Here is a 21,503-nt window from a genome sequence, read left to right on the forward strand (position 1 = left end):
GTCCGCGCTTCTTTCTTCTCGTCTATTTCCCCCACTCTTCCGGATTTTCCCGCCATTGCCGCAATGTCGCCAGGTCGTGTTCGCTGACGGCGCCAAGGCGGACGGCCGTTTCGATGAGCGTGTCGTAGTCGGTGAGGGTGTAGGCAGGCAAATTCGCTTCGGCAAACGCCTGTTTCGCTTTTTCGAGTCCGTACGTGAAGATGGCGGCGACGCCAAGCACCTCGCAGCCTGCTTCTTTCAAGGCGCGGACGGCCGCAAGCGAGCTGCCGCCGGTCGAGATTAAGTCTTCGATGACGACGACGCGTTGGCCCGGTTCGGCTTTGCCTTCGATTTGCTTCCCTTTTCCGTGCGCTTTCGCCTGGCTGCGGACGTAGCACATCGGCAAATCAAGCCGCTCGCTCACCCACGCGGCGTGCGGGATGCCGGCCGTGGCTGTGCCAGAGATGAGGTCCGCTTCAGGAAAATGGGTGCGGATGAGGTTCGCGAGGCCGTCGGCGATCAGGCGGCGCACGTCCGGATAGGCAAGCGTCAGGCGGTTGTCGCAATAAATCGGCGCTTGTAAGCCCGATGACCAAGTGAATGGGTCGTTCGGCCGCAAAGCGACCGCTCCCATTTCAAGCAGTTGGGCGGCAATGTCGTGTTTCATTCTCTCTCTCCTCCGTTCCATTCATGCTGCAGGCGGGCGTACGCGGCAAGCGGGTCGGCGGCGCGGGTGATGCTGCGGCCGATGACGATGTAGTCAGAACCAAGCGCATGCGCTTCCCTTGGCGTGACGACGCGCACTTGGTCGTGCGCCGCATCATCGGCAAAGCGAATTCCCGGGGTGACCGCGAGAAACGCAGCGCCGCACCGTTCTTTGATGAGCGGCACTTCGTTCGCTGAGCAGACGACGCCGTCAAGGCCGCTTTCTTTCGCCACCGCCGCGTAATGGCTGACCGTGTCGGCAAGCGGGCGGGAAATGCAAAGCTCTTCATGAAGCATGCGCTCGTCCGTGCTTGTCAGCTGAGTGACGGCGATGCAGCGCGGTCGGGCGGCGCCGCTTGGCGTGCCGGCGTCAAGCCCCTCGATCGCCGCTTCCATCATGCGCCGTCCGCCGGCGGCGTGGACGTTCACCAAATTGGCGCCGGCACGGGCGAGCCCTTTCATCGCCTGTTTCACTGTATTCGGGATGTCGTGCAGTTTTAAGTCTAAAAAGATGGCGTGTCCTTGTTCTTTGAGAAACGCGACGATCGATGGGCCTTCTTGATAGTATAGCTCCATGCCGACTTTCACAAACAGCGGCGTGCCGGCAAACGGCCGTAAAAACGATTCAACGTCTTGTTTTGATGGAAAATCAAGGGCGACAATGAACGGCGTGTGCACCGGTTTTCCAGCTCCTTCCCGTACATTCGGAGATCCGATCAATCCCAAGCTCGTCAAGCAGCGCTGGCAGTTCGTTGATGATCGTCGGGCAAACGAACGGATCGACGAAGTTGGCCGTACCGACAGCAACCGCGCTCGCGCCGGCGCAGAAAAATTCGAGCACATCTTCCGCCGTTTGCACGCCGCCCATGCCGATGATTGGAATCGACACCGCCTGGCTCACTTCGTAAATCATGCGGATGGCGATCGGTTTGACCGCCGGTCCGGATAAGCCGCCGGTGCCGTTGGTCAAAATCGGCCGGCCTGTTTTCACGTCGATGCGCATGCCCACGAGCGTGTTGATCATCGTCAGGCCGTCAGCGCCCGCTTGTTCAATCGCTTTCGCCATCGCGACGATGTCGGTGACGTTCGGAGACAGCTTCACGTAAACTGGCACGGCGGACACTTCTTTGACAAGCCGCGTCAGTTCCGCAGCCACGTCTGGCACGGTGCCAAACGCAATCCCGCCTTTTTTCACGTTTGGGCAGGAAATGTTGAGCTCTAACGCATGGACGTTCGGCGCTTTGGAAATTGCTTCGGCTACCTCGACGTATTCTTCCACCGTCGAGCCGGCGATGTTGGCGATGATCGGCACGTCAAACTGTTCAAGCCACGGCAGTTCTTCCGTCAGCACCTTATCAAGACCGGGGTTTTGCAGGCCGATGGCGTTTAACATCCCGCCCGGCGTTTCCGCCACCCTTGGTGTCGGGTTGCCAAAGCGCGGCTCTTTGGTCGTCGCTTTGATCATGATGGCGCCTAACACATTTAAATCGTAAAACTGGGCGTACTCGCGGCCAAACCCGAAACAGCCGGACGCCGGCATGATCGGGTTTTTGAGCGAAAGCCCCGGCAGTTCGACCGCCAGCCGGTTCATAACACCACCTCCCCGGCCCGAAACACCGGACCGTCGCTGCATACTTTTTTATACGCCGTTTCGCTTCCCGGAACATGGCAGACGCAGGCGAAACACGCCCCGACGCCGCAGCCCATCCGCTCTTCTAGCGACAAGTACACCGGCCGGCCGCGGAATCGTTCGTCGAGCGCCTTTAACATCGGCTTCGGGCCGCAGGCGTACAACACGTCAAACTCGAGCGCGCGCGCTTCGATCACATCGGTGACGCGGCCCGCCGCCCCATGCGACCCGTCATCGGTGGCGATATACGTCTCGCCGAACGCGGCAAATTCTTCTTCGTAAAAGACCGCCGCTTTCGTTTGGAACCCGAGCACACTCACCACTTCAACGCCCCGGTTCACTAAATGTTTCGCCAGTTCATAGAGCGGCGGGACGCCGATGCCGCCGCCCACCAACAGCGCCCGGCCGCCCGCCGGCGCAGCCTCGAGCGGAAAACCGTTGCCGAGCGGGCCGAGCACATCGACCGTGTCGCCCGGCTGTTTTTGCGCCAACAGCGCGGTCCCCTTCCCTTCCTGGCGGTAAATGATCGTGCATTGCCCCTGCTTGTGGTCGATCCGGCAAAGGCTGAGCGGGCGGCGCAAGAGCGGATCGGTGGATGCGGCCACTTTCACATGAACGAACTGGCCCGGCTGCTTCATCTGTTGCACGAGGCGGCCTGAAAGCGTCAATTCATACGTGCGCTCGGCGATCCGCCGCTGGCTTGCGACCGCCATTTGTTCGCGGCCGATCATGACCGCACCAGCCCTTCCGTCATCGCCATTGTCGAGAACGTCATCGATTCGAGCACTTGCAGCATCGCTCGCGCCGTATCGAGCGATGTCAAGCACGGAATGCCGTTTTCGACCGCTTCGCGGCGAATGCGGAAGCCGTCGCTTTCCGGCTGTTTCCCTTTCGTCAGCGTGTTGATGACGACTTGCGCCTTCCCTTGGCGAATGACATCCAAAATGTTCGGCGACGCCGAATGGATTTTATTGACGACCGTCACCGGGATACCGGCCGCTTTCAACGTTTCCGCCGTGCCGTTCGTCGCCAGCAGCTGGTAGCCGATGTCGGCAAAGCGGCGGGCCAGCTCGACCGCTTCTTCTTTGTCTTTGTCCGCGACCGTCAACAGCACCGCCCCGTGCGGCTGAATGTGGATGCCTGAGGCAACAAGCCCTTTATAGAGCGCTTTTTCAAACGTTACATCCTTGCCGATCACTTCGCCGGTCGACTTCATTTCCGGCCCAAGCGAAATGTCGACGTTGCGCAGTTTGGCAAACGAGAACACCGGCACTTTCACGTACACGCCAGGACGCACCGGACAAACGCCGGTCTCATAGCCCATCTCAGCAAGCTTCGCCCCTAAAATAGCTTTCGTGGCCAGATTCGCCATCGGCACGCCGGTGATTTTGCTTAAAAACGGCACGGTGCGGCTTGAACGCGGGTTCACTTCCAACACGTAGACGGCGCTTCCCGAGACGACGAACTGGATGTTCAGCAGCCCGACAATATGGAGCCCGCGCGCCAACCGGATCGTGTAATCGGCGATCTTATCGATCACTTCGACACTTAACGTTTGCGGCGGGTAGACGGCGATCGAGTCGCCGGAATGGACGCCGGCCCGTTCGATATGCTCCATAATGCCGGGGATCACGACCGTCTCGCCGTCGGAAATGGCGTCGACTTCGACTTCCTTGCCGGTGATGTAGCGGTCGACGAGCACCGGGTGCTGCGGGTTGACGCGCACGGCATGCTCCATGTAATGGAGCAGCTCCTCACGATTGTACACAATCTCCATCGCCCGGCCGCCGAGCACGTACGATGGGCGGACGAGCACCGGATAGCCGATCTCTTCGGCGATAGCGACCGCCTCTTCGACCGAAACGGCCGTTTTGCCGGCCGGTTTCGGGATGCCGAGTTCGGAAAGCGCCTGTTCAAATTTGTCGCGGTCTTCGGCGCGGTCCAAATCCTCAAGCGTCGTCCCGAGCAAGCGGACGCCGCGGGCTTCGAGTTCGGCCGCCAAGTTGATCGCCGTCTGGCCGCCAAACTGAACGATGACGCCGACCGGCTTCTCAAGGTCGATGACATGCATCACGTCTTCGGCCGTCAGCGGCTCGAAGTACAGTTTGTCCGACGTGCTGAAGTCGGTCGAGACTGTCTCCGGATTGTTGTTAATGATGATCGCCTCATAGCCGGCTTGTTTAATGGCCCAGACGCAATGGACGGTTGCGTAGTCAAATTCGATCCCTTGGCCGATGCGGATCGGGCCTGAACCGAGCACGATGACGCTCGGTGTTTCCGTCACGACTGATTCGTTTTCTTCCTCATACGTGCTGTAGTAATACGGCGTTTCCGACGTGAACTCGGCCGCGCACGTATCGACCATTTTGTACACCGGCACGATGCCTTCCTGGCGGCGCAGCGCGTAAATGTCGCGCTCCGTTTTGTTCCATAATGCCGCCACCGCGGCGTCCGAGAAGCCGAGCGCTTTCGCCTTCCTCAACACGTCAAGGTCGCCCGGGCGGTTTTTCAAGGTCGTTTCCATCTCAATGATGTTTTGAATTTTATGCAAGAAAAAGCGGTCGATTTGGCTCCATTCATGCACGGTGTCGACCGTCACCCCGCGGCGGAGCGCTTCGGCGATGTAAAAGAGCCGCTCATCACCCGCCTTGCGGATCCGTTTTTCGATCACGTCGTCGGCGGCGGTGTCCGCCTCTTTTAATGCGAGATGGTGGACGCCGATCTCGAGCGAACGGACTGCTTTTAACAGCGATTCTTCAAACGTCCGGCCGATCGCCATCACTTCGCCGGTCGCTTTCATTTGCGTGCCAAGGCGGCGGTTCGCCGATTCGAATTTGTCAAACGGGAAGCGCGGAATTTTCGTCACGACATAATCAAGCGCCGGCTCAAAGCAGGCGTACGTTTTCCCGGTGACCGGGTTGATCATCTCATCCAGCGTCAGCCCGACAGCGATTTTCGCCGCCAGTTTCGCGATCGGGTAACCGGTCGCTTTTGAGGCGAGCGCCGACGAGCGGCTGACGCGCGGATTCACTTCGATGACGTAATAGCGGAAGCTGTCCGGGTCGAGCGCCAGCTGGACGTTGCAGCCGCCTTCGATGCCAAGGGCGCGGATGATTTTCAAGGACGCGTTGCGCAGCAGCTGGTATTCGCGGTCGCTTAACGTCTGGCTGGGCGCGACGACGACCGAGTCACCCGTATGGATGCCGACCGGGTCGATGTTTTCCATGTTGCAGACGACGATCGCGTTGTCGTTGGCATCGCGCATCACTTCATACTCGATTTCTTTGTAGCCGGCGATGCTCCGCTCAAGCAAGCATTGATGCACCGGGCTCAGCTTCAAGCCGGTCGAAACGATGTCGATCAGCTCTTGTTCGTTCGTGCAAATGCCGCCACCCGTGCCGCCGAGCGTAAACGCTGGGCGGACGATGACCGGATAGCCGATCTGTTCGACAAACGCATACGCCTCTTCCAGGCTGTGAATAATGGCGCTCTCCGGCACCGGTTCGCCAAGCTCGTTCATGAGGGCGCGGAACTGTTCGCGGTCTTCCGCCTTTTCGATCGCCTCGAGTTTCGTGCCGAGAATTTCGACGCCGCACTCCGCAAGCATGCCGGCCTTGGCGAGCTCAACCGCCAAGTTGAGGCCCGTTTGGCCGCCGAGCGTCGGCAAAATCGCATCCGGCCGCTCTTTGCGGATGATGCGGGCGACAAACTCAAGCGTCAGCGGCTCCATATACACTTTATCGGCGATTTCCGTATCGGTCATGATCGTCGCCGGGTTCGAGTTGACGAGAATGACTTTATAGCCTTCTTCTTTCAAGGCGAGGCACGCTTGCGTCCCGGCGTAGTCAAACTCGGCTGCCTGGCCGATGACGATCGGGCCGGAGCCGATGACCAAAATCGTTTCGATGTCGCGGCGTTTAGGCATGGATGACTTCCCCTTTCTTGTTGAACTCGCGGATGAGCGCCAAAAACTCGTCAAACAGCGGATTGGCATCTTCCGGCCCCGGCGACGCTTCCGGATGGTATTGCACCGTAAATGCCGGGAAATCGAGATGGCGCAGCCCTTCGACTGTGCCGTCATTCAAGGCGACGTGCGTCACTTCCAAGCGGGTGCCGGCGAGCGACTCATGCGTCACAGCGTATCCGTGGTTTTGCGCTGTGATGGCCACTTTGCCGGTGCGCAAATCTTTCACCGGATGGTTCGAGCCGCGATGGCCGAATTTCAATTTTTCCGTATTCGCCCCGCACGCCAAGGCAAACAGCTGATGGCCGAGGCAAATGCCAAAGAGCGGCACTTTGCCCAAAACCCCGCGAATCATGTCGATCGCTTCCGGCACGTCTTTCGGGTCGCCCGGGCCGTTCGAGAGCATCACCCCATCCGGATGCCAGCTTACTACTTCTTCGGCGGTGGCGTTGTACGGCAAGACGATGACATCGCAATTTCGTTTGTTGAGCTCGCGCAAAATGCCGTGCTTCATCCCAAAATCGATCAAGACAACGCGCTCGCCGCGCCCCGGGCTCGGATAGGCGCTTTTCGTCGAGACGCGCCGCACTTGGTCGCGCGGCCACTCCATCGCCCGCAGGTGGGCCGCCGCTTCCGCCGGGTGGACGTCCAAGCCGCAAATCATCCCTCTTAGCGTTCCGTGCTGGCGAATGAGGCGCGTCAGTTTGCGCGTATCGATACCGGCCAGCCCTGGGATGTCTTTTTCTTTTAAATAGTCATCGAGCGTCGTTTCGCCGCGCCAGTTGGACGGCCTCACGCACGCCTCTTTCACGATGAATCCGTGCACGTACGGGCGAATCGCTTCAAAGTCATCGCGGTTGATGCCGTAGTTGCCGATCAACGGATACGTCATCGTCACGATTTGTCCGCAATACGACGGATCGGTCAAAATTTCTTGGTATCCAGTCATGCCGGTGTTAAACACGACTTCCCCGGTCGTGTCTTTCAAGCTGCCAAACGCTTCCCCGACAAAAAACGAACCGTCTTCCAACACAAGCTGCCGTTTCATCTTATGCCCTTCCTTTCTCCCATACGATTGTTCCGCCGACCAACGTCATCACCGGCCAGCCTTGGCATGCCCAACCGGCAAACGGCGTATTGTTTCCTTTTGAAGCAAACGTCTCTGGATTGATCGTTTCTTCTGTTTCCAAATCAATGACCGTCAGATCGGCCGGCGCCCCGACTTCAAGCCGTCCGGCGTCAAGGCCAAAGCATTGCGCCGGCTTGATCGTCAGCCAATCGATAAGCTGTTTCAACGTAATGAGGCCCGTTTTAACCAAATGCGTATATAAGAGCGGAAACGCCGTTTCCAATCCGACGATGCCAAACGGCGCCGCCTCGATCCCTTTTGCTTTTTCCGCCGCCGTATGCGGTGCGTGGTCGGTGGCGATCAAATCGATCGTCCCATCGAGCAGGCCCTCGATCAATGCCTCGCGGTCCGCGCGGCTGCGCAGCGGCGGATTCATTTTGTAATTCGCATCCAGCCCCGGAATGTCCTCATCACACAAGAGGAGATGGTGCGGTGTCACTTCGGCGGTGACGCGGATGCCGGCCCGCTTCGCATCGCGGACGACGCGCACCGATTCTTTCGTGCTGATGTGGCAGACGTGATAATGGCATCCGGCTGCTTCAGCAAGCAGCACATCGCGGGCGATGTGCACCGCCTCGCAGACAGAAGGGATGCCGGCGAGCCCATATCGGCGGGCGAAATCGCCATCATGCACCGCGCCGCCGTTTTTCAATGTATCGTCTTCACAGTGAGCGACGATTGCCATATCGAGGGCCGCGGCTCGTTTCATCGCTTCGAACATCATCCCGGCCGACTGGACGCCGACGCCGTCATCGGTAAAGGCGAACGCCCCCGCTTCTTTTAACGCCGCAAAATCGGTCAGCTCTTCCCCTTTTTGCCCGATCGTAATCGCCGCGTACGGCAGCACATGGACGTGCGCCGTCTCGCGGATGCGGCGCGAAAGCCACTCCATCTGCTCCTTCCGGTCCGGCACCGGATTCGTGTTTGGCATCGCCGCCACCGTCGTAAAGCCGCCTTTCGCTGCGGCGAGCGTGCCCGTTTCAATCGTTTCTTTCGCTTCGCCGCCCGGCTCGCGCAAATGGACGTGCACATCAATCAAACCGGGGACAATGAGTTTGCCGCTGACATCGATCACTTCTTCCCCATCGGCTGCAAGCGGCTGTTCATGACGGATCGCCGCAATGTTCCCTTGTTCCATTTTGATATGTGTCCGTACCAATTGTCCATGTTCATTGAACGACATGCCATTTCTCAACCATACGGCCATATTGCATTCTCCCTTCCATTGCCCGTTTTAAGACCGCCATCCGCACGTAGACGCCGTTTTCCATTTGTTTAAAAATGCGTGACGGTTTCGCTTCAACCAGTTCGCTCGCAATTTCGACCCCGCGGTTGACCGGCGCCGGGTGCAAGATGATGGCGCCCGGCTTCATCTGCCGCGCCCGTTCGAGCGTCAGCCCGTATTGTCGGTGGTACTCTTCTTTTGTCAATCCCATTTTTTCAGCGTGACGCTCGTGCTGGATGCGCAGGAGCATGACGACATCCGCTTTCGCCACCGCCTCGTCGAGATCAACATACATCCCGTGCACATTCGTCTCGTCTTTCCACTCGTCCGGGCTGGCGAACAGGACGTTCGCGCCGAGCCTTGTGAGCACTTCCGCATTGGAGCGGGCGACGCGGCTATGGCGGATGTCGCCGATGATCGCCACCATCAGCCCGGCAAACGCACCGAACTCTTGGCGAATCGTGAGCAGATCGAGGAGCGATTGAGTCGGATGGTGCCCGCAGCCGTCGCCGGCGTTAATGATCGAAACGCCGACCGAATGACGGAGCGCTTCGAAATAGGCATCTTCGTGATGGCGGATGACAACAGCGTCAACACCGATCGCTTCCAGCGTTCTTACCGTGTCGTACAGCGTTTCCCCTTTTTGCACGCTCGAGTGTTCTGGGTCAAACGGAATGACGTGAAGCCCTAACTTTCGTTCCGCCATCTCGAAGCTGCATTTCGTGCGCGTGCTCGGTTCGAAAAACAAGTTGGCCACATACATCGGTGCCGCCGGACGCCACGGGCACCCGTTGCGAAACGCTTCCGCTTCATCGAGCAAACGGTTGATTTCCGTCAAAGACAGTTCACCTAGTGTCAGCAGATGGGTCATCGGTCTCGCTCCTTTTCGTTTTTTACAAAAAAACACCTTGCCGGCGAGGCAAGGTGTGATGATCGGCGTATAGCGGGGCCGAGGATAGACGACGGTCCTCCATGCACCTTCTTTTTCACACCTTTTTAAGCCTCGCGGGACTCAATTAAAAGGTGTTTTTTATTGAATTAGGCGACGTGGTCGCTGCTTTTTTCTTCTTCAAATAAGTTTTCCGCTGCTTGCGGCCGCCCTGGCAGCACTAAATTGAGCAGGACGCCGACAATCGCTGAGAGCGCCATTCCCGTGATTTGGAAACTCTCGCTGATTTTGAGCACCGCTCCGCCGATGCCGATCACCAAAATGACCGAGGCGATGACTAAGTTGCGCGTCTCGCCGAAATCAACGCGGCTGTCGACCAACATGCGCAAGCCGGACGAGGCGATAATGCCGAACAGCAAGATCGAGACGCCGCCCATGACCGGTGTCGGAATGGAGCTGATCAGCGCCGTCACTTTGCCGACAAAGCCGAACACGATGGCGATCACCGCGGCGCCGGCGAGCACGTAGACGCTGTAGACACGCGTGATCGCGAGCACGCCGATGTTTTCCCCGTACGTCGTTTTCGGCGGCCCGCCGAGCAACGCGGAAATCATCGTCGCCGTTCCGTCACCTAAAATCGAGCGGTGCAACCCCGGCTTTTGGATGAGGTCGCGACCGACGACTTTGCTTAAGACGAGCTGGTGGCCGATATGTTCCGACAAGGTGACGATGGCGACCGGCACCATGAGCATCACAATCTCCGCGGTGATGCGCACCGTATAGTCAGCAAACGGGAGAAGGAAATCCGGCATTTGTATCCACTTTGCGTCCGCTACGTTCGATAAGTCGACGAGTCCAACCGCAAGGGCATAGACGTAACCGACGATGATGCCGACAAGCACCGGAATTAAGCTCAATATGCCGCGCGCCAGCACCGAGCAAATGATCGTGGCGGCGAGCGTCACCAACGCAACGGAAAAGTGGAGCAGACTGTAGTTGCCGTCCGGGCCGTTCATCGCCATCCCGACCGCCGTGCCCGCTAAGCCGAGACCGATGACGATGATGACCGGACCGACGACAACGGGCGGCAACAGTTTCATCACCCAGCGATAACCCGCTTTTTTAATGATGAGAGCAACAATGCCGTATACAAGCCCTGCAAGGAAGCTGCCGATCATGGCCGCCCCCGGGCCGCCGGCCGTTTTCGCCGCGATGATGGGCGCGATGTAGGCGAACGATGAGCCGAGGTACGCTGGCACTTGCCATTTCGTGATGAGCAAAAACGCGAGCGTCCCAAGCCCGCTCGTGAGCAAGGCGATTGACGGATCTAAGCCGACCAAATACGGCACCAAAATCGTTGCCCCGAACATGGCGAACAAATGCTGCAAGCTTAACGTCACCCATTGCCCGGCCGTCGGGCGGTCTTGAATATCCAATATCGGTTTGTTCACTTTCCGCCACTCCTTTCGCAATATAAGCGAATGTATCTTCTAGTGTGCACAAAAAAACCCTCTTGGCCCGCGAAGGCACAAAGAGGGTGCAGAAACAGCCGAAACCATTCCGCCCCTTTTGCAGCCTCGCGGGACTGCGCTTAAAAGGGAGCTTGCTTTATTTTTCATGAATCGATACTTGATCAACGCCATCCACTTCCGACAATTCGACGACAATGACTTCGGCGCTTGACGTCGGGACGTTTTTGCCGACGAAATCGGCGCGGATCGGGAGTTCCCTGTGTCCGCGGTCAACGAGCACGGCGAGCTGGATGCGCGCCGGGCGGCCCAAATCCATGACCGCATCCATCGCCGCCCGCACCGTCCGGCCGGTAAACAGCACATCATCAACCAAAATGACTTTCTGTTCGTTCACCGGAAACGGTACGTTCGTCCCTTTCACAAGCGGCTCATGGTCATCCGTTTTTACCGTCAAATCGTCGCGATACAGCGTAATATCGAGTTCACCGACCGGAACGGACGCCCCTTCAATTTGTTCGATCCGCTCGGCCAAGCGGCGCGCCAAGTAAATGCCGCGCGTTTTAATTCCGACCAGCACGCAGCCGTCAATGCCTTTGTTCCGTTCGATGATTTCATGGGCGATGCGTGTCAACGCGCGGCGAATCGCCTGCTCATCCATCACAACCGCTTTTTGCATCCCAGCCACCTCCGTTGGCATAAAAAAATCCCCCGCCTGTGAAGCGGGGGTGCGGCTTACAGCCGCGGAACGAAATGGACATACGCCGCCTATTTCCTTGATCCGACCCCTTCTCAGCCTCACAGGACTGAACTTAAAGGTTCCTGTTCACTTGTTTTCATTGTAAAGCGGCCGCGTCCGTTTGTCAATCGTTTTTTCGCAGCCATTCGAGCAGTTCGGCAAACTCCGGTGGCAGCGGCGCGTCAAATTCCAAATAGTCGCCGCTCCGCGGATGACGGAAGCCAAGCACCCCAGCATGAAGCGCCTGACCGTCGATCGAAAGCGTCTTTTTCGACCCATATTGCGGGTCGCCGGCGAGCGGATAGCCGATGTATTTCATATGGACGCGAATTTGATGCGTCCGCCCCGTTTCCAGTTGGCACTCCACATACGTATAATGGCGGAACCGCTCGAGGACGCGGAAATGGGTGACCGCTTCCTTGCCGTTTTCTTCAGTGACCGCCATTTTTTTTCGGTCGCGTTTGTCGCGGCCGATCGGCGCGTCAATCGTGCCGTAATCGTGCGGAATGACGCCATGGACGATCGCCTTGTAGCGGCGCGTCACCGTTTTGTTGACGAGCTGCTCAACAAGCGAGCGATGGGCGGCGTCATTTTTTGCCACCATCAACAGTCCTGATGTATCTTTGTCAATCCGGTGGACGATGCCGGGGCGCAGCACGCCGTTGATGCCGGAGAGGTCACGGCAATGGGCGAGCAAAGCGTTCACCAACGTGCCGCGCATATGCCCAGGCGCCGGGTGGACGACCATGCCGCGCGGTTTGTTGACGACAAGAACATCCTCGTCTTCGTAATAAATGTCAAGCGGAATCGGCTCCGGCTCCACATGAAGCGGCTCCGGATCCGGCGGTGAGACGGCGACCGAGTCGCCCGCTTCGCATTTGTAATTCGCCTTCACCGTGCGGCCGTTGACCGTCACGAGCCCGTTTTTGATCCATTGCTGCACTTGCGAACGCGACCATTCGCCATTTAGCGCCGCGATCACTTTATCGATCCGCTCGCCGTCATATTCTTCTTCGATGTGAAAGGTGATCGTCTCCATCTACTCATTCCCTTTCTCTGGTGTCGCGAAAAAAAACATATGGATAAACAACAGCACAACGCCAACCGTCAGCGCCGAGTCGGCGATATTGAACACCGGAAAACTGTACGTGCCGATGTACGTATGAATAAAGTCGACCACTTCTTTCCGGAATACGCGGTCGATAAAATTGCCGATCGCCCCGCCAAGCATCAGGCCAAGCCCCACGCCGGCCAATCGTTCCGAAGGCTGCAAGCGGCGGATGTAGATAATGATTCCTGCCACAACGATGACTGTCACTAAATAAAACAACCAAAACTGCCCTTGCAGCATGCCCCACGCCGCCCCGCGATTGCGATGCGACGTAATGTAGAGCACGTTGTCGATGATCGGGATGCTTTCCCCAAGCCGCATATAGCGGACGACAAGCCATTTCGTCCATTGATCGAGGATGATGACCGCCGCCGCAATCCAATAGTATACCACCGTGCCAAGTCCCCCTGTCCTTCTCATTCATCCTTTTTGCATTGTAACATAATTCGCCATGGCAAACAAACGAAGCGGCAAAGCTGCCGAAGCAGCCCCGCCGCTTTTGTTATGCCGAATAATGTTCGTTTACGATGTGCGCACAGCGTGGACAAAGCGTCGGATGGGACGCGTCAGCACCAACATCCAGCGTCACCGTCCAGCACCGCTCGCACGTCTCGCCTTCCGCCGGGCGGACGAGAACCGCCACATGGTTGAGTCGTTCGGCTTCGGCCGGCGCGGCGTCATACGGTTCATCGGCGACCGAAAACGCAGAGACGATGAGAAGCTGACGCAAATCCTCATCGATCGAAGCCAAGAGCGCCCGCGCCTCGTCTTTCGGATAAACGGTGACGCTTGCCGTCAGCGATTTGCCGATCACTTTTTCATTGCGGGCATTCTCGAGCGCTTTTAAAATGTCATCGCGCACATCCATAAACGCATCCCATTTCGCCAAGAGCGCTTCTTCGCCATCGATGGCGATCGGCTCCGGCATGTCGGTGAGCTGGACGCTTTCGACTGGCTCTTTCCGGTTCGGGATATGCTCCCACACTTCATCGGCTGTGTGCGGCAAAATCGGCGCGATGAGCTTCGCCAACGCGATGACCGTCTCATACAGCACCGTCTGCACGGCGCGGCGGGCGCGCGAATCGGCCGCTTCGATGTATAAGATGTCTTTCGCCATATCCAAATAAAACGCGCTCAACTCAACCGTGCAAAAATGGTTCATCTCATGATAGACGGCGGCGAAATCGTAGCTGTCATACGCCTTTTTCACTTTGGCGATGAGTTTATTTAATTTCGCTAACATGTAGCGGTCGATCTCGCCAAGCTCCCCAACCGGCACGGCATGTTGGCTCGGGTCAAAGTCAAACAAGTTGCCGAGCATAAACCGGAACGTATTGCGGATTTTCCGGTACACTTCGGACACTTGTTTCAAAATATGGTCGGAGATGCGCACGTCCGCCTGATAGTCGACCGAGGCGACCCAAAGGCGCAAAATGTCGGCGCCGAGCTGTTCCATGACTTTGGCCGGCACGACGACGTTGCCGAGCGATTTGCTCATTTTCCGCCCCTCGCCGTCTAAAACGAAGCCGTGGCTTAACACCCCTTTATACGGCGCTTTGCCGGTAACAGCAACGGCTGTCGACAACGACGAGTTAAACCAACCGCGATATTGGTCAGACCCTTCCAAGTACAAATCAGCCGGACGCGCGAGATCATCGCGTTCAACAAGCACCGCTTGGTGGGATGAACCGGAGTCAAACCAGACGTCCATAATATCCGTTTCTTTCGTAAACAGGCCGTTCGGGCTCGACGGATGGGTGAACCCTTCCGGCAATAACTCTTTCGCCTCGCGCTCAAACCAAACGTTCGAGCCGTACTGGCGGAACAAGTTCGACACATGCTCGATCGTCTCATCGGTGATGATCGGCTCACCGTTTTCGCCGTAAAAGACCGGAATCGGCACGCCCCACGCGCGCTGGCGGGAGATGCACCAGTCGCCGCGGTCGCGCACCATGTTATGGATGCGGATTTCGCCCCATTCTGGCACCCATTTCGTTTCCTTAATGGCGTCAAGGAGCTGGCCGCGAATTTTATCAATCGAGGCAAACCATTGCGTCGTCGCCCGGAAGATCGTCGGCTGCTTCGTCCGCCAATCGTGCGGATACGAGTGGGTGATGAAACCGAGCTTCAGGAGCGCTCCAACTTCTTCGAGCTTTTGCGTAATCGCTTTGTTCGCCTCATCGTAAAACATTCCTGCAAACCCGGGCGCTTCCTCAGTCATATAGCCGCGTTCATCGACCGGACAGAGAACCGGAAGCCCGTATTTTTGCCCGACAACAAAGTCGTCTTCCCCGTGGCCTGGCGCCGTATGGACGCAGCCGGTGCCGGCGTCGGTCGTGACGTGCTCACCGCAGACGACCAACGAATCGCGCTCATAGAACGGATGTTTCGCGACGACGTACTCAAGTTCTTTTCCTTTTACGGTTTTAACGACGGACCACGCCTCCCAGCCGACTTCTTGCGCTACCGATTCGGCCAAGGCGGCGGCGACGACGTATTTCTGCCCGTTTGCTTCAACGACACGGTAGTCCAGGTCCGGGTGAACAGCAATCGCCAAGTTCGCCGGAATCGTCCACGGCGTCGTCGTCCAAATGACGATCCGCTCATCACCGTCAAGCACACCCTTGCCGTCTTTGACCGGAAACGCGACATAAATTGACGGCGACCGTTTATCTTTATATTCGATTTCCGCTTCAGCGAGCGCCGATTCGCTCGACGGGGACCAATACACCGGCTTGAGTCCTTTATAAATAAGCCCTTTTTTCGCCATTTCGCCGAACACTTTAATTTGCTGGGCTTCGTATTCCGGTTTGAGGGTGATATACGGGTTGTCCCAATCGCCGCGCACCCCGAGCCGCTTAAACTGCCGGCGCTGGTTGTCAATTTGTTCATACGCGTATTGTTCGCACAGCTTGCGGAACTCAGCGACGCTCATTGATTTGCGGTCGACGCCTTGTTTCGTAAGCGCCGTTTCAATCGGCAGGCCGTGCGTGTCCCAACCAGGCACGTACGGGGCGCAATAGCCGTTCATCGATTTGTAGCGGACGATGATGTCTTTTAAAATTTTGTTTAACGCATGGCCCATATGAATGTCGCCGTTGGCATACGGCGGGCCGTCATGCAGGACAAACAGCGGCCGGCCTTTCGTCCGCTCCTGCACTTTCCGGTAAATGTCCATGTCCTCCCATTTTTTTTGCATTTCCGGCTCCCGCTTCGGCAAGTTGCCGCGCATCGGAAACTCGGTCTTCGGCATGAGCAGCGTCTCTTTGTAGTCCATCTTTCTTTGCTCCTCCTCCAAGTATCAAATCAAAATAAAAAACCGTCCTCTCCCGGCAAGGGACGAGAACGGTCTCGCGGTACCACCCTTTTTGGCCATGGCAACTCAACGCATAGCCCACTTTTCATTCGTAACGGGAATGACGCGCCATGGCCTACTTGACGTTCGGCATGGAACTCCAGGGTGATGTTCACTCTTGCGCCGATGCCGGGCTTCCACCGTCCCCGGCTCGCTGCGATCAGCTGTTCAAGAGCTACTGTCCCTTTCATCGTCGCTCGCATGTTTTCGTCGACAAAAGTCAACCGCACCAATGACGGTCAGCACAGCGATTTTTGCCATTTATTATAAATGAGACAAATAGCGCTCGTCAAGGCTGGGACAGCGGTTCTTTTGCCTCTTCTTCCAAATCGGGCGTCTCGTATTCCATCAAATCGTCCCAGTCGCGGCTGTTGATCATGTCGAGCTGCGCCTCGACCAACATGCGGAAGCGGGCGCGGAACACCTTCGACTGCCGCTTGAGTTCCTCGATTTCCAGCGCGATTTTCCGCGATTTGGCCAGCGCATCGCCGATAATGCGTTCAGCGTTTTTCTCCGCTTCTTTAATGATCAGCTTCGCCTCTTTTTGTGCATTGCGCTTTACTTCCTCCGCCGTTTCTTGGGCGACAAGAATCGACTTGTTCAACGTTTCCTCAATATTGGAAAAATAGTTTAGTTTTTCTGTCAGCTCCGCAACTTTTTCTTCGAGCTGCCGCTTTTCGCGAATGAGCATTTCATAGTCTTTAATGACTTGATCAAGAAACTCGTTCACTTCATCTTCGTCATACCCGCGAAATCCGCGGCTGAATTCCTTGTTGTGAATATCTAATGGCGTTAACGGCACAACGGCCACCTCCGTCTCCATCGTTCCTTTTCTTCGTTAATTCGACACGATTTGCCCATTTCCTGCTCCCGCTCGATTATTTTTGTCGGCCGATGCGCACGAGCCAGCGTTCCTTTTTCGTCGGCCCTTCCACCGAAAACAGCTTGCAGCGGCCAAACCCGCGCGCCGACAACACATCGCCCGGCCCGCAGACGAAATCAGGCTTGTCCACCACCTTCCAATTCACTTTGACAAGTCCGCTTTCGACAAGCGTCCGCGCCTTGTCGCGCGCGAGGCGGAATGCTTGGGCGAGCACAGCATCGAGCCGCAGCGAAGAGACCGTCACCGTCCCTTCTTGCCACGTTTCTTCAAGCGGCATGGCAGCTGACAGCGGCAACAACTCAAGCGAAACCGGCGCTTTGCCGATCGTCCCGACATGGAGGCGAATGTAATCGGCCACCTCGGCGGCGGCAAAAAATTGGATCTCTCCTCCTTGGACGAGAATATCGCCGAACTTGCCGCGCCGCAAGCCGAGCGACATGAGCGCTCCTAAGACGTCGCGGTGTTCAAGGGAAATGAATTTATCCGGATAGCGGACAGCAAACAAGACGATGCCATAGTCGCCTTCATCCGGCTCAATATACGTCGGATAAAGAAACGCCCGCCTCCGCTCGGCGAACGGGGCGCCGCCGAAAAAGGATACGCGCACATCCTCATCGCTGCCAATGACGCTTTGGACGATTTGCTGCTCGCGCGGGTCAAGGAAATCCGTCAGCTTCGGCGCGTATTGGCGGCTCACCGTTTCCTTCCACTCGAGCACTTGGTCAATGAATTGGTGTTCCTCTTTACGAAAGTGCTGATACAATTCCATTCCCGTTCACTCCGTATCCATTAAAGAAAGGAACCCGCAATGGATTCCTCTCGATGAGTGCCGCCCATTGACCTTTATCATCAGGCTGCAGCGGACGCCGCCAGCGCGAAAAAACGGCGGCTAAAACTGCGCTTCAAGGATATCAAACAACGCATACAGCCCTCTTGTCGCAAATTCAAGGACAATAAAGGCGATGATCGGGGAGATGTCAATGATGCCAAGCGGCGGAATGACGCGCCGAAACGGCTCCAAATACGGCTCGCAAATGGCGGCAAGCAGCTGGCCAAACCGCGTCTCGCGGGCGTTCGGAAACCATGACATTAAAATATAAATGATCAACGCATATGAATATACTTGAATGAGCGTCGTCAAAAACGTAAGCACATAATCCAACGGCTACCACCTCTTCATCGGTCTGTCATCCTCGCCGTCAAGCGAAATTGCGCCGCTGACGTCGACGTTTTCCGGCGTGCATAAAAAAATTTTCGTGCCGACTTGCTGAATGTCGCCGCCAATGGCATACACGGTGCCGCTTAAAAAGTCGACGATCCGCTTCGCCTGCTCATGCTGGATGCGCTGCAAATTGACGATGACCGCCCGCCGGCTTTTCAAATGGTCGGCAATCTCTTGCGCCTCGGCATACACCCGCGGCTCGGCGAGCACGACCTTCGCCGATTTTTGCACGCTTTGCAAGCTGACGACATTCGCCTTGTTTGCCGCCTTCAGCGGCGGCGCCTCCTCTTCCGGATGCGGCGCTTCATATTCCTCTTCATAGTCTTCGTAGTCTTCCTCTAAAAAATAATCGCGAAATTTTTTCATCAATCCCACCGGTCTCACCTCCTACATTGATCCGACAAGTGCGCTGCCGATGCGTACAAACGTCGCCCCTTCCTCGATCGCGATCTCATAGTCGTTTGACATGCCCATCGACAGCTCGGTGCATGGCGCATGAGCCAAATTTAACGCCTGAACGCGTTCTTTAAGCGTTCGCAATCGGCGGAAACAGGCGCGCAATATGGCTTCATCCTCCGTATGCGGCGCCATCGTCATCAACCCGATCACTTCAATGCGCGAAAACGAACGAAGCTGTTCGATAAACGGGACCGTCTCCTCAGGGGCGAGCCCGTGCTTCGTCGCTTCGCCTAATACGTTCACCTGCACAAAACATTTCACCGGACGCACCGCCCGCTTTTCGATCTCCTTCGCGAGCGACAGGCGGTCAAGCGAATGAATGTAATCGACTTTATCGATAATCTCCTTCACTTTGCGCGACTGAAGCGTCCCAATAAAATGCCACGTCGCTCGCTTCCCGATCGCCTCGTACTTTTCGAGCAGTTGGTCGGAACGGTTCTCGCCGAGGTCAGCGATGCCGGCGTCAAGCACTTCTTGCGCCCTTGCCGCATCAATATATTTCGTTACAGCTACGATGTGTACGTCGGCCGGATCGCGGCCAACGCGGGCGCAAGCCGCTTCAATTTGCCGGCGAATGGCAGCCAAGTTGTCGCGCACCGTCATGATCATTCCTCCCTTCGGCCGATGAACGCCAGCATCCGTCCTGTCGTCCCGCGATCGCGGCGGTGGGAAAAAAACAACGTCTCCTCACAGCTTGTACAGCGTTCCGACACGTAAATATGGCTGTCCGGAACGCCGGCAGCGATAAGCTGCAGCCGATTCGCCTCCTTTAAGTCAAGCGCATATTGCCTTGGGCTTGTTTCGCGCCATGGCAACGGGCTGCCTGCAGGAAGGATCGAGCGCAAACCGTTGATCACCCGATCATCGACCGTGTAGCAGCACGGGCCGATGGCTGGCCCGATGGCAGCATACATATCAGTGGGCGCGATGCGCTCTTGCTCCTGCCAAAGACGCACCATATTTTTGGCGATGCCGCCGGCCGTTCCCCGCCACCCGGCATGGGCAAGGCCGACCAAGCCGGCCGCTGGAGCCAGAAAATAGACAGGTACACAGTCAGCAAAACAAAGTGCAAGCAACACTCCCGCTTCGTCCGTATACAATCCGTCAGCGCCCCGAATCGCTGCGGCGAAGTCGTGCGCCCCGTTCCCCCGGTCGCTTTTTGTCACTTTCCGAATCACGGCGCCGTGCACTTGCTCACAGCATACCCAATCATCGAGCGGAAAAGCGAGCCATTCCGCCAAGCGGCGCCGGTTGTTGACGACAGCGGTGCGGTCGTCGCCAACATGCAACCCCATATTCAACGAAGCGAACGGCCCTTTGCTTTCTCCGCCTTGTTTCGTCGTCATCCCTGCGACGGCTCCGGCGAACGGGGATGCCCCGCAGCGGAGCCATCCGTGGGCCATTTGTTGAAAAATGTCCGGCATTCGCGTCAACCTCACGCTTTTTTTGTAGATTTTTATCACTTTTTTTCCTATTTTATCATAGTTTGCTTAAACGTGATAACCTTTATTTGCAATTTTGTCGAAACATTCGTGGCATCACGCCGTCTCCTCGCTTCAGTCCGTATCGTGAAGGCGGACTAAAATGACATCGGTCCCGATTTTGACGATGTTTTGCCACGGAATGACGACCGCTTCCTCACGCCCGAACAGCCCGAGCACCTTTCCGGCGCCTAAAATAATCAATGAACGAATTTTTCCTGTATCGAGATCGATGTCAATATCCCCGATATTGCCGAGCTTTTTCCCATTGGCCACATTGACAACATCTTTCGTCTGAAATTCGGAAATCCTCATCACGGTTCATTCCCCCGCCTTTCCTCTCCTCTTTTTCATCTATATGACACCGCCAAACCGGTTATGTGCCAAAGAAAAAAGGCTGCTCCAGCAGCCGCTCACACTTGGATATTTTTATTCATTTGCCGGATCGCTGCTTTTTCCAGCCGCGATACTTGCGCCTGGGAAATGCCGATTTCTTCAGCCACTTCCATTTGTGTTTTCCCTTGGAAAAACCGTTTGCGGATGATCATTTTTTCGCGCTCATTTAACCGCCTCAAGCCCTCTTTCAATGCGATTTCTTCAATCCATTGGCTGTCGCGGTTGCGCTCGTCGCTCAGCTGATCCATCACATAAATCGGGTCGCCGCCGTCATTGTAAATCGGTTCGAATAATGAAACCGGATCTTGAATGGCATCAAGGGCAAAAACGACTTCTTCATGGGCGACGCCAAGCTCTTTCGCGATCTCTTCCGTCGAAGGCTCTTTCGCCGTCTCGCTCATGAGCCGCTCCCGCACTTGCAGCGCTTTGTAGGCGATGTCGCGCAGCGAACGCGAGACGCGGATCGGATTATTGTCACGCAAATAGCGGCGGATTTCGCCGATAATCATCGGCACCGCATAGGTGGAAAACTTGACATTTTGATTTAAATCAAAATTATCAATCGATTTCATAAGTCCGATGCAGCCGACTTGAAACAAATCATCAACAAACTCGCCGCGGTTGTTAAAGCGCTGGATGACGCTCAACACGAGGCGCAAATTGCCGTTTACTAATTTTTCTCTCGCTTCCAAATCCCCTTCATGCATCCGTTGAAACAGTTCGCGCATTTCTTCATTTTTGAGGACGGGAAGCTTTGAAGTATCCACGCCGCAAATCTCGACTTTGTTCCTCGTCAAGTTGTTCCCTCCCATCAGGAGATGCTAAGTCGTCAGTTTTCAGTATCTCCTTGGGAGGGAAAAATATGCA

General features: G+C 56.6%; 21 protein-coding genes and 1 other annotated feature. All 21 genes read right to left on the reverse strand.

Annotated features, from left to right (window positions below):
• Positions 1–22 precede the first annotated feature (22 nt).
• The 21 genes from pyrE to sigG all read right to left on the reverse strand — a co-directional run bounded on the left by pyrE (position 23) and on the right by sigG (position 21,433).
• Complete coding sequence (gene pyrE / locus IC803_RS11385) at positions 23–646, reverse strand: orotate phosphoribosyltransferase (RefSeq protein WP_081206823.1); 624 nt, start codon at positions 644–646, stop codon at positions 23–25.
• Positions 643–1,362 carry an orotidine-5'-phosphate decarboxylase gene (gene pyrF / locus IC803_RS11390; protein WP_081206822.1) on the reverse strand — a complete coding sequence of 240 codons (720 nt, stop codon included), beginning with the start codon at positions 1,360–1,362 and terminating at the stop codon, positions 643–645. The genes pyrE and pyrF overlap by 4 nt, the downstream gene beginning before the upstream one ends.
• Positions 1,334–2,275 (reverse strand): dihydroorotate dehydrogenase, encoded by a 942-nt coding sequence (locus IC803_RS11395; RefSeq protein WP_081206821.1) that lies wholly within the window; start codon positions 2,273–2,275, stop codon positions 1,334–1,336. Before IC803_RS11395 ends, pyrF begins: the two co-directional genes overlap by 29 nt.
• Positions 2,272–3,045: a dihydroorotate dehydrogenase electron transfer subunit gene (locus IC803_RS11400; RefSeq protein ID WP_081206820.1), complete on the reverse strand. Its 774-nt coding sequence runs from the start codon at positions 3,043–3,045 to the stop codon at positions 2,272–2,274. The genes IC803_RS11395 and IC803_RS11400 overlap by 4 nt, the downstream gene beginning before the upstream one ends.
• Entirely contained in the window at positions 3,042–6,239 is a 3,198-nt protein-coding gene (gene carB, locus IC803_RS11405) for a carbamoyl-phosphate synthase large subunit (protein ID WP_081206819.1), read from the reverse strand. Before carB ends, IC803_RS11400 begins: the two co-directional genes overlap by 4 nt.
• Complete coding sequence (locus IC803_RS11410; protein ID WP_081206818.1) at positions 6,232–7,326, reverse strand: carbamoyl phosphate synthase small subunit; 1,095 nt, start codon at positions 7,324–7,326, stop codon at positions 6,232–6,234. Before IC803_RS11410 ends, carB begins: the two co-directional genes overlap by 8 nt.
• 1 nt (position 7,327) lies before the next feature.
• Positions 7,328–8,614: a dihydroorotase gene (locus IC803_RS11415; RefSeq protein ID WP_081206817.1), complete on the reverse strand. Its 1,287-nt coding sequence runs from the start codon at positions 8,612–8,614 to the stop codon at positions 7,328–7,330.
• A complete protein-coding gene (locus IC803_RS11420; RefSeq protein ID WP_081206816.1) occupies positions 8,577–9,503 on the reverse strand; it encodes an aspartate carbamoyltransferase catalytic subunit in 927 nt (308 codons plus the stop codon). The genes IC803_RS11415 and IC803_RS11420 overlap by 38 nt, the downstream gene beginning before the upstream one ends.
• Before the next feature lie 167 nt (positions 9,504–9,670).
• A complete protein-coding gene (locus IC803_RS11425) occupies positions 9,671–10,972 on the reverse strand; it encodes a solute carrier family 23 protein (protein WP_081206815.1) in 1,302 nt (433 codons plus the stop codon).
• 157 nt (positions 10,973–11,129) lie between these two features.
• Positions 11,130–11,669, reverse strand: a complete 540-nt coding sequence (gene pyrR / locus IC803_RS11430) for a bifunctional pyr operon transcriptional regulator/uracil phosphoribosyltransferase PyrR (protein ID WP_081206814.1) — start codon at positions 11,667–11,669, stop codon at positions 11,130–11,132.
• A gap of 184 nt (positions 11,670–11,853) precedes the next feature.
• The gene (locus IC803_RS11435) at positions 11,854–12,768 is read right to left on the reverse strand and encodes an RluA family pseudouridine synthase (RefSeq protein ID WP_081206813.1); all 915 of its coding nucleotides are present in this window, start codon (positions 12,766–12,768) and stop codon (positions 11,854–11,856) included.
• Positions 12,769–13,260, reverse strand: coding sequence for a signal peptidase II (lspA, locus tag IC803_RS11440; RefSeq protein WP_081206812.1), 492 nt, complete (start codon positions 13,258–13,260; stop codon positions 12,769–12,771).
• An 82-nt stretch (positions 13,261–13,342) separates the two neighbouring features.
• Entirely contained in the window at positions 13,343–16,117 is a 2,775-nt protein-coding gene (ileS, locus tag IC803_RS11445) for an isoleucine--tRNA ligase (RefSeq protein ID WP_081206811.1), read from the reverse strand.
• Between the two features lie 55 nt (positions 16,118–16,172).
• Positions 16,173–16,395: a binding site (T-box leader), on the reverse strand.
• An 89-nt stretch (positions 16,396–16,484) separates the two neighbouring features.
• A complete protein-coding gene (locus IC803_RS11450; protein WP_143421063.1) occupies positions 16,485–16,997 on the reverse strand; it encodes a DivIVA domain-containing protein in 513 nt (170 codons plus the stop codon).
• 76 nt (positions 16,998–17,073) lie between these two features.
• The gene (locus IC803_RS11455) at positions 17,074–17,847 is read right to left on the reverse strand and encodes a YlmH family RNA-binding protein (RefSeq protein ID WP_081206809.1); all 774 of its coding nucleotides are present in this window, start codon (positions 17,845–17,847) and stop codon (positions 17,074–17,076) included.
• Positions 17,848–17,967: 120 nt separating this feature from the next.
• On the reverse strand, positions 17,968–18,240 hold the full coding sequence (locus IC803_RS11460; protein WP_081206808.1) for a YggT family protein: 273 nt from the start codon (positions 18,238–18,240) through the stop codon (positions 17,968–17,970).
• 3 nt (positions 18,241–18,243) lie between these two features.
• The gene (locus IC803_RS11465; protein WP_081206807.1) at positions 18,244–18,675 is read right to left on the reverse strand and encodes a cell division protein SepF; all 432 of its coding nucleotides are present in this window, start codon (positions 18,673–18,675) and stop codon (positions 18,244–18,246) included.
• Between the two features lie 12 nt (positions 18,676–18,687).
• Entirely contained in the window at positions 18,688–19,362 is a 675-nt protein-coding gene (locus IC803_RS11470; RefSeq protein ID WP_081206806.1) for a YggS family pyridoxal phosphate-dependent enzyme, read from the reverse strand.
• Positions 19,363–19,364: 2 nt separating this feature from the next.
• The gene (gene pgeF / locus IC803_RS11475) at positions 19,365–20,183 is read right to left on the reverse strand and encodes a peptidoglycan editing factor PgeF (RefSeq protein WP_081206805.1); all 819 of its coding nucleotides are present in this window, start codon (positions 20,181–20,183) and stop codon (positions 19,365–19,367) included.
• A 132-nt stretch (positions 20,184–20,315) separates the two neighbouring features.
• On the reverse strand, positions 20,316–20,558 hold the full coding sequence (locus IC803_RS11480; RefSeq protein ID WP_081206804.1) for a YlmC/YmxH family sporulation protein: 243 nt from the start codon (positions 20,556–20,558) through the stop codon (positions 20,316–20,318).
• A 95-nt stretch (positions 20,559–20,653) separates the two neighbouring features.
• On the reverse strand, positions 20,654–21,433 hold the full coding sequence (sigG, locus tag IC803_RS11485) for an RNA polymerase sporulation sigma factor SigG (RefSeq protein WP_081207029.1): 780 nt from the start codon (positions 21,431–21,433) through the stop codon (positions 20,654–20,656).
• Positions 21,434–21,503 lie beyond the last annotated feature (70 nt).

The sequence above is a fragment of the Geobacillus sp. 46C-IIa genome (assembly GCF_014679505.1).
GTDB lineage: Bacteria > Bacillota > Bacilli > Bacillales > Anoxybacillaceae > Geobacillus.

What these genes read in the sequence shown, in the direction of transcription:
- IC803_RS11455 (WP_081206809.1), bottom strand. Translation starts at nt 17,847, where the DNA reads ATGGAATTGTATCAGCACTTTCGTAAAGAGGAACACCAATTCATTGAC.
- pyrE (WP_081206823.1), bottom strand. Translation starts at nt 646, where the DNA reads ATGAAACACGACATTGCCGCCCAACTGCTTGAAATGGGAGCGGTCGCT.
- IC803_RS11410 (WP_081206818.1), bottom strand. Translation starts at nt 7,326, where the DNA reads ATGAAACGGCAGCTTGTGTTGGAAGACGGTTCGTTTTTTGTCGGGGAA.
- IC803_RS11415 (WP_081206817.1), bottom strand. Translation starts at nt 8,614, where the DNA reads ATGGCCGTATGGTTGAGAAATGGCATGTCGTTCAATGAACATGGACAA.
- lspA (WP_081206812.1), bottom strand. Translation starts at nt 13,260, where the DNA reads ATGAGAAGGACAGGGGGACTTGGCACGGTGGTATACTATTGGATTGCG.
- pgeF (WP_081206805.1), bottom strand. Translation starts at nt 20,183, where the DNA reads ATGCCGGACATTTTTCAACAAATGGCCCACGGATGGCTCCGCTGCGGG.
- IC803_RS11470 (WP_081206806.1), bottom strand. Translation starts at nt 19,362, where the DNA reads ATGACGGTGCGCGACAACTTGGCTGCCATTCGCCGGCAAATTGAAGCG.
- pyrR (WP_081206814.1), bottom strand. Translation starts at nt 11,669, where the DNA reads ATGCAAAAAGCGGTTGTGATGGATGAGCAGGCGATTCGCCGCGCGTTG.
- ileS (WP_081206811.1), bottom strand. Translation starts at nt 16,117, where the DNA reads ATGGACTACAAAGAGACGCTGCTCATGCCGAAGACCGAGTTTCCGATG.
- carB (WP_081206819.1), bottom strand. Translation starts at nt 6,239, where the DNA reads ATGCCTAAACGCCGCGACATCGAAACGATTTTGGTCATCGGCTCCGGC.
- IC803_RS11400 (WP_081206820.1), bottom strand. Translation starts at nt 3,045, where the DNA reads ATGATCGGCCGCGAACAAATGGCGGTCGCAAGCCAGCGGCGGATCGCC.
- IC803_RS11420 (WP_081206816.1), bottom strand. Translation starts at nt 9,503, where the DNA reads ATGACCCATCTGCTGACACTAGGTGAACTGTCTTTGACGGAAATCAAC.
- IC803_RS11395 (WP_081206821.1), bottom strand. Translation starts at nt 2,275, where the DNA reads ATGAACCGGCTGGCGGTCGAACTGCCGGGGCTTTCGCTCAAAAACCCG.
- IC803_RS11435 (WP_081206813.1), bottom strand. Translation starts at nt 12,768, where the DNA reads ATGGAGACGATCACCTTTCACATCGAAGAAGAATATGACGGCGAGCGG.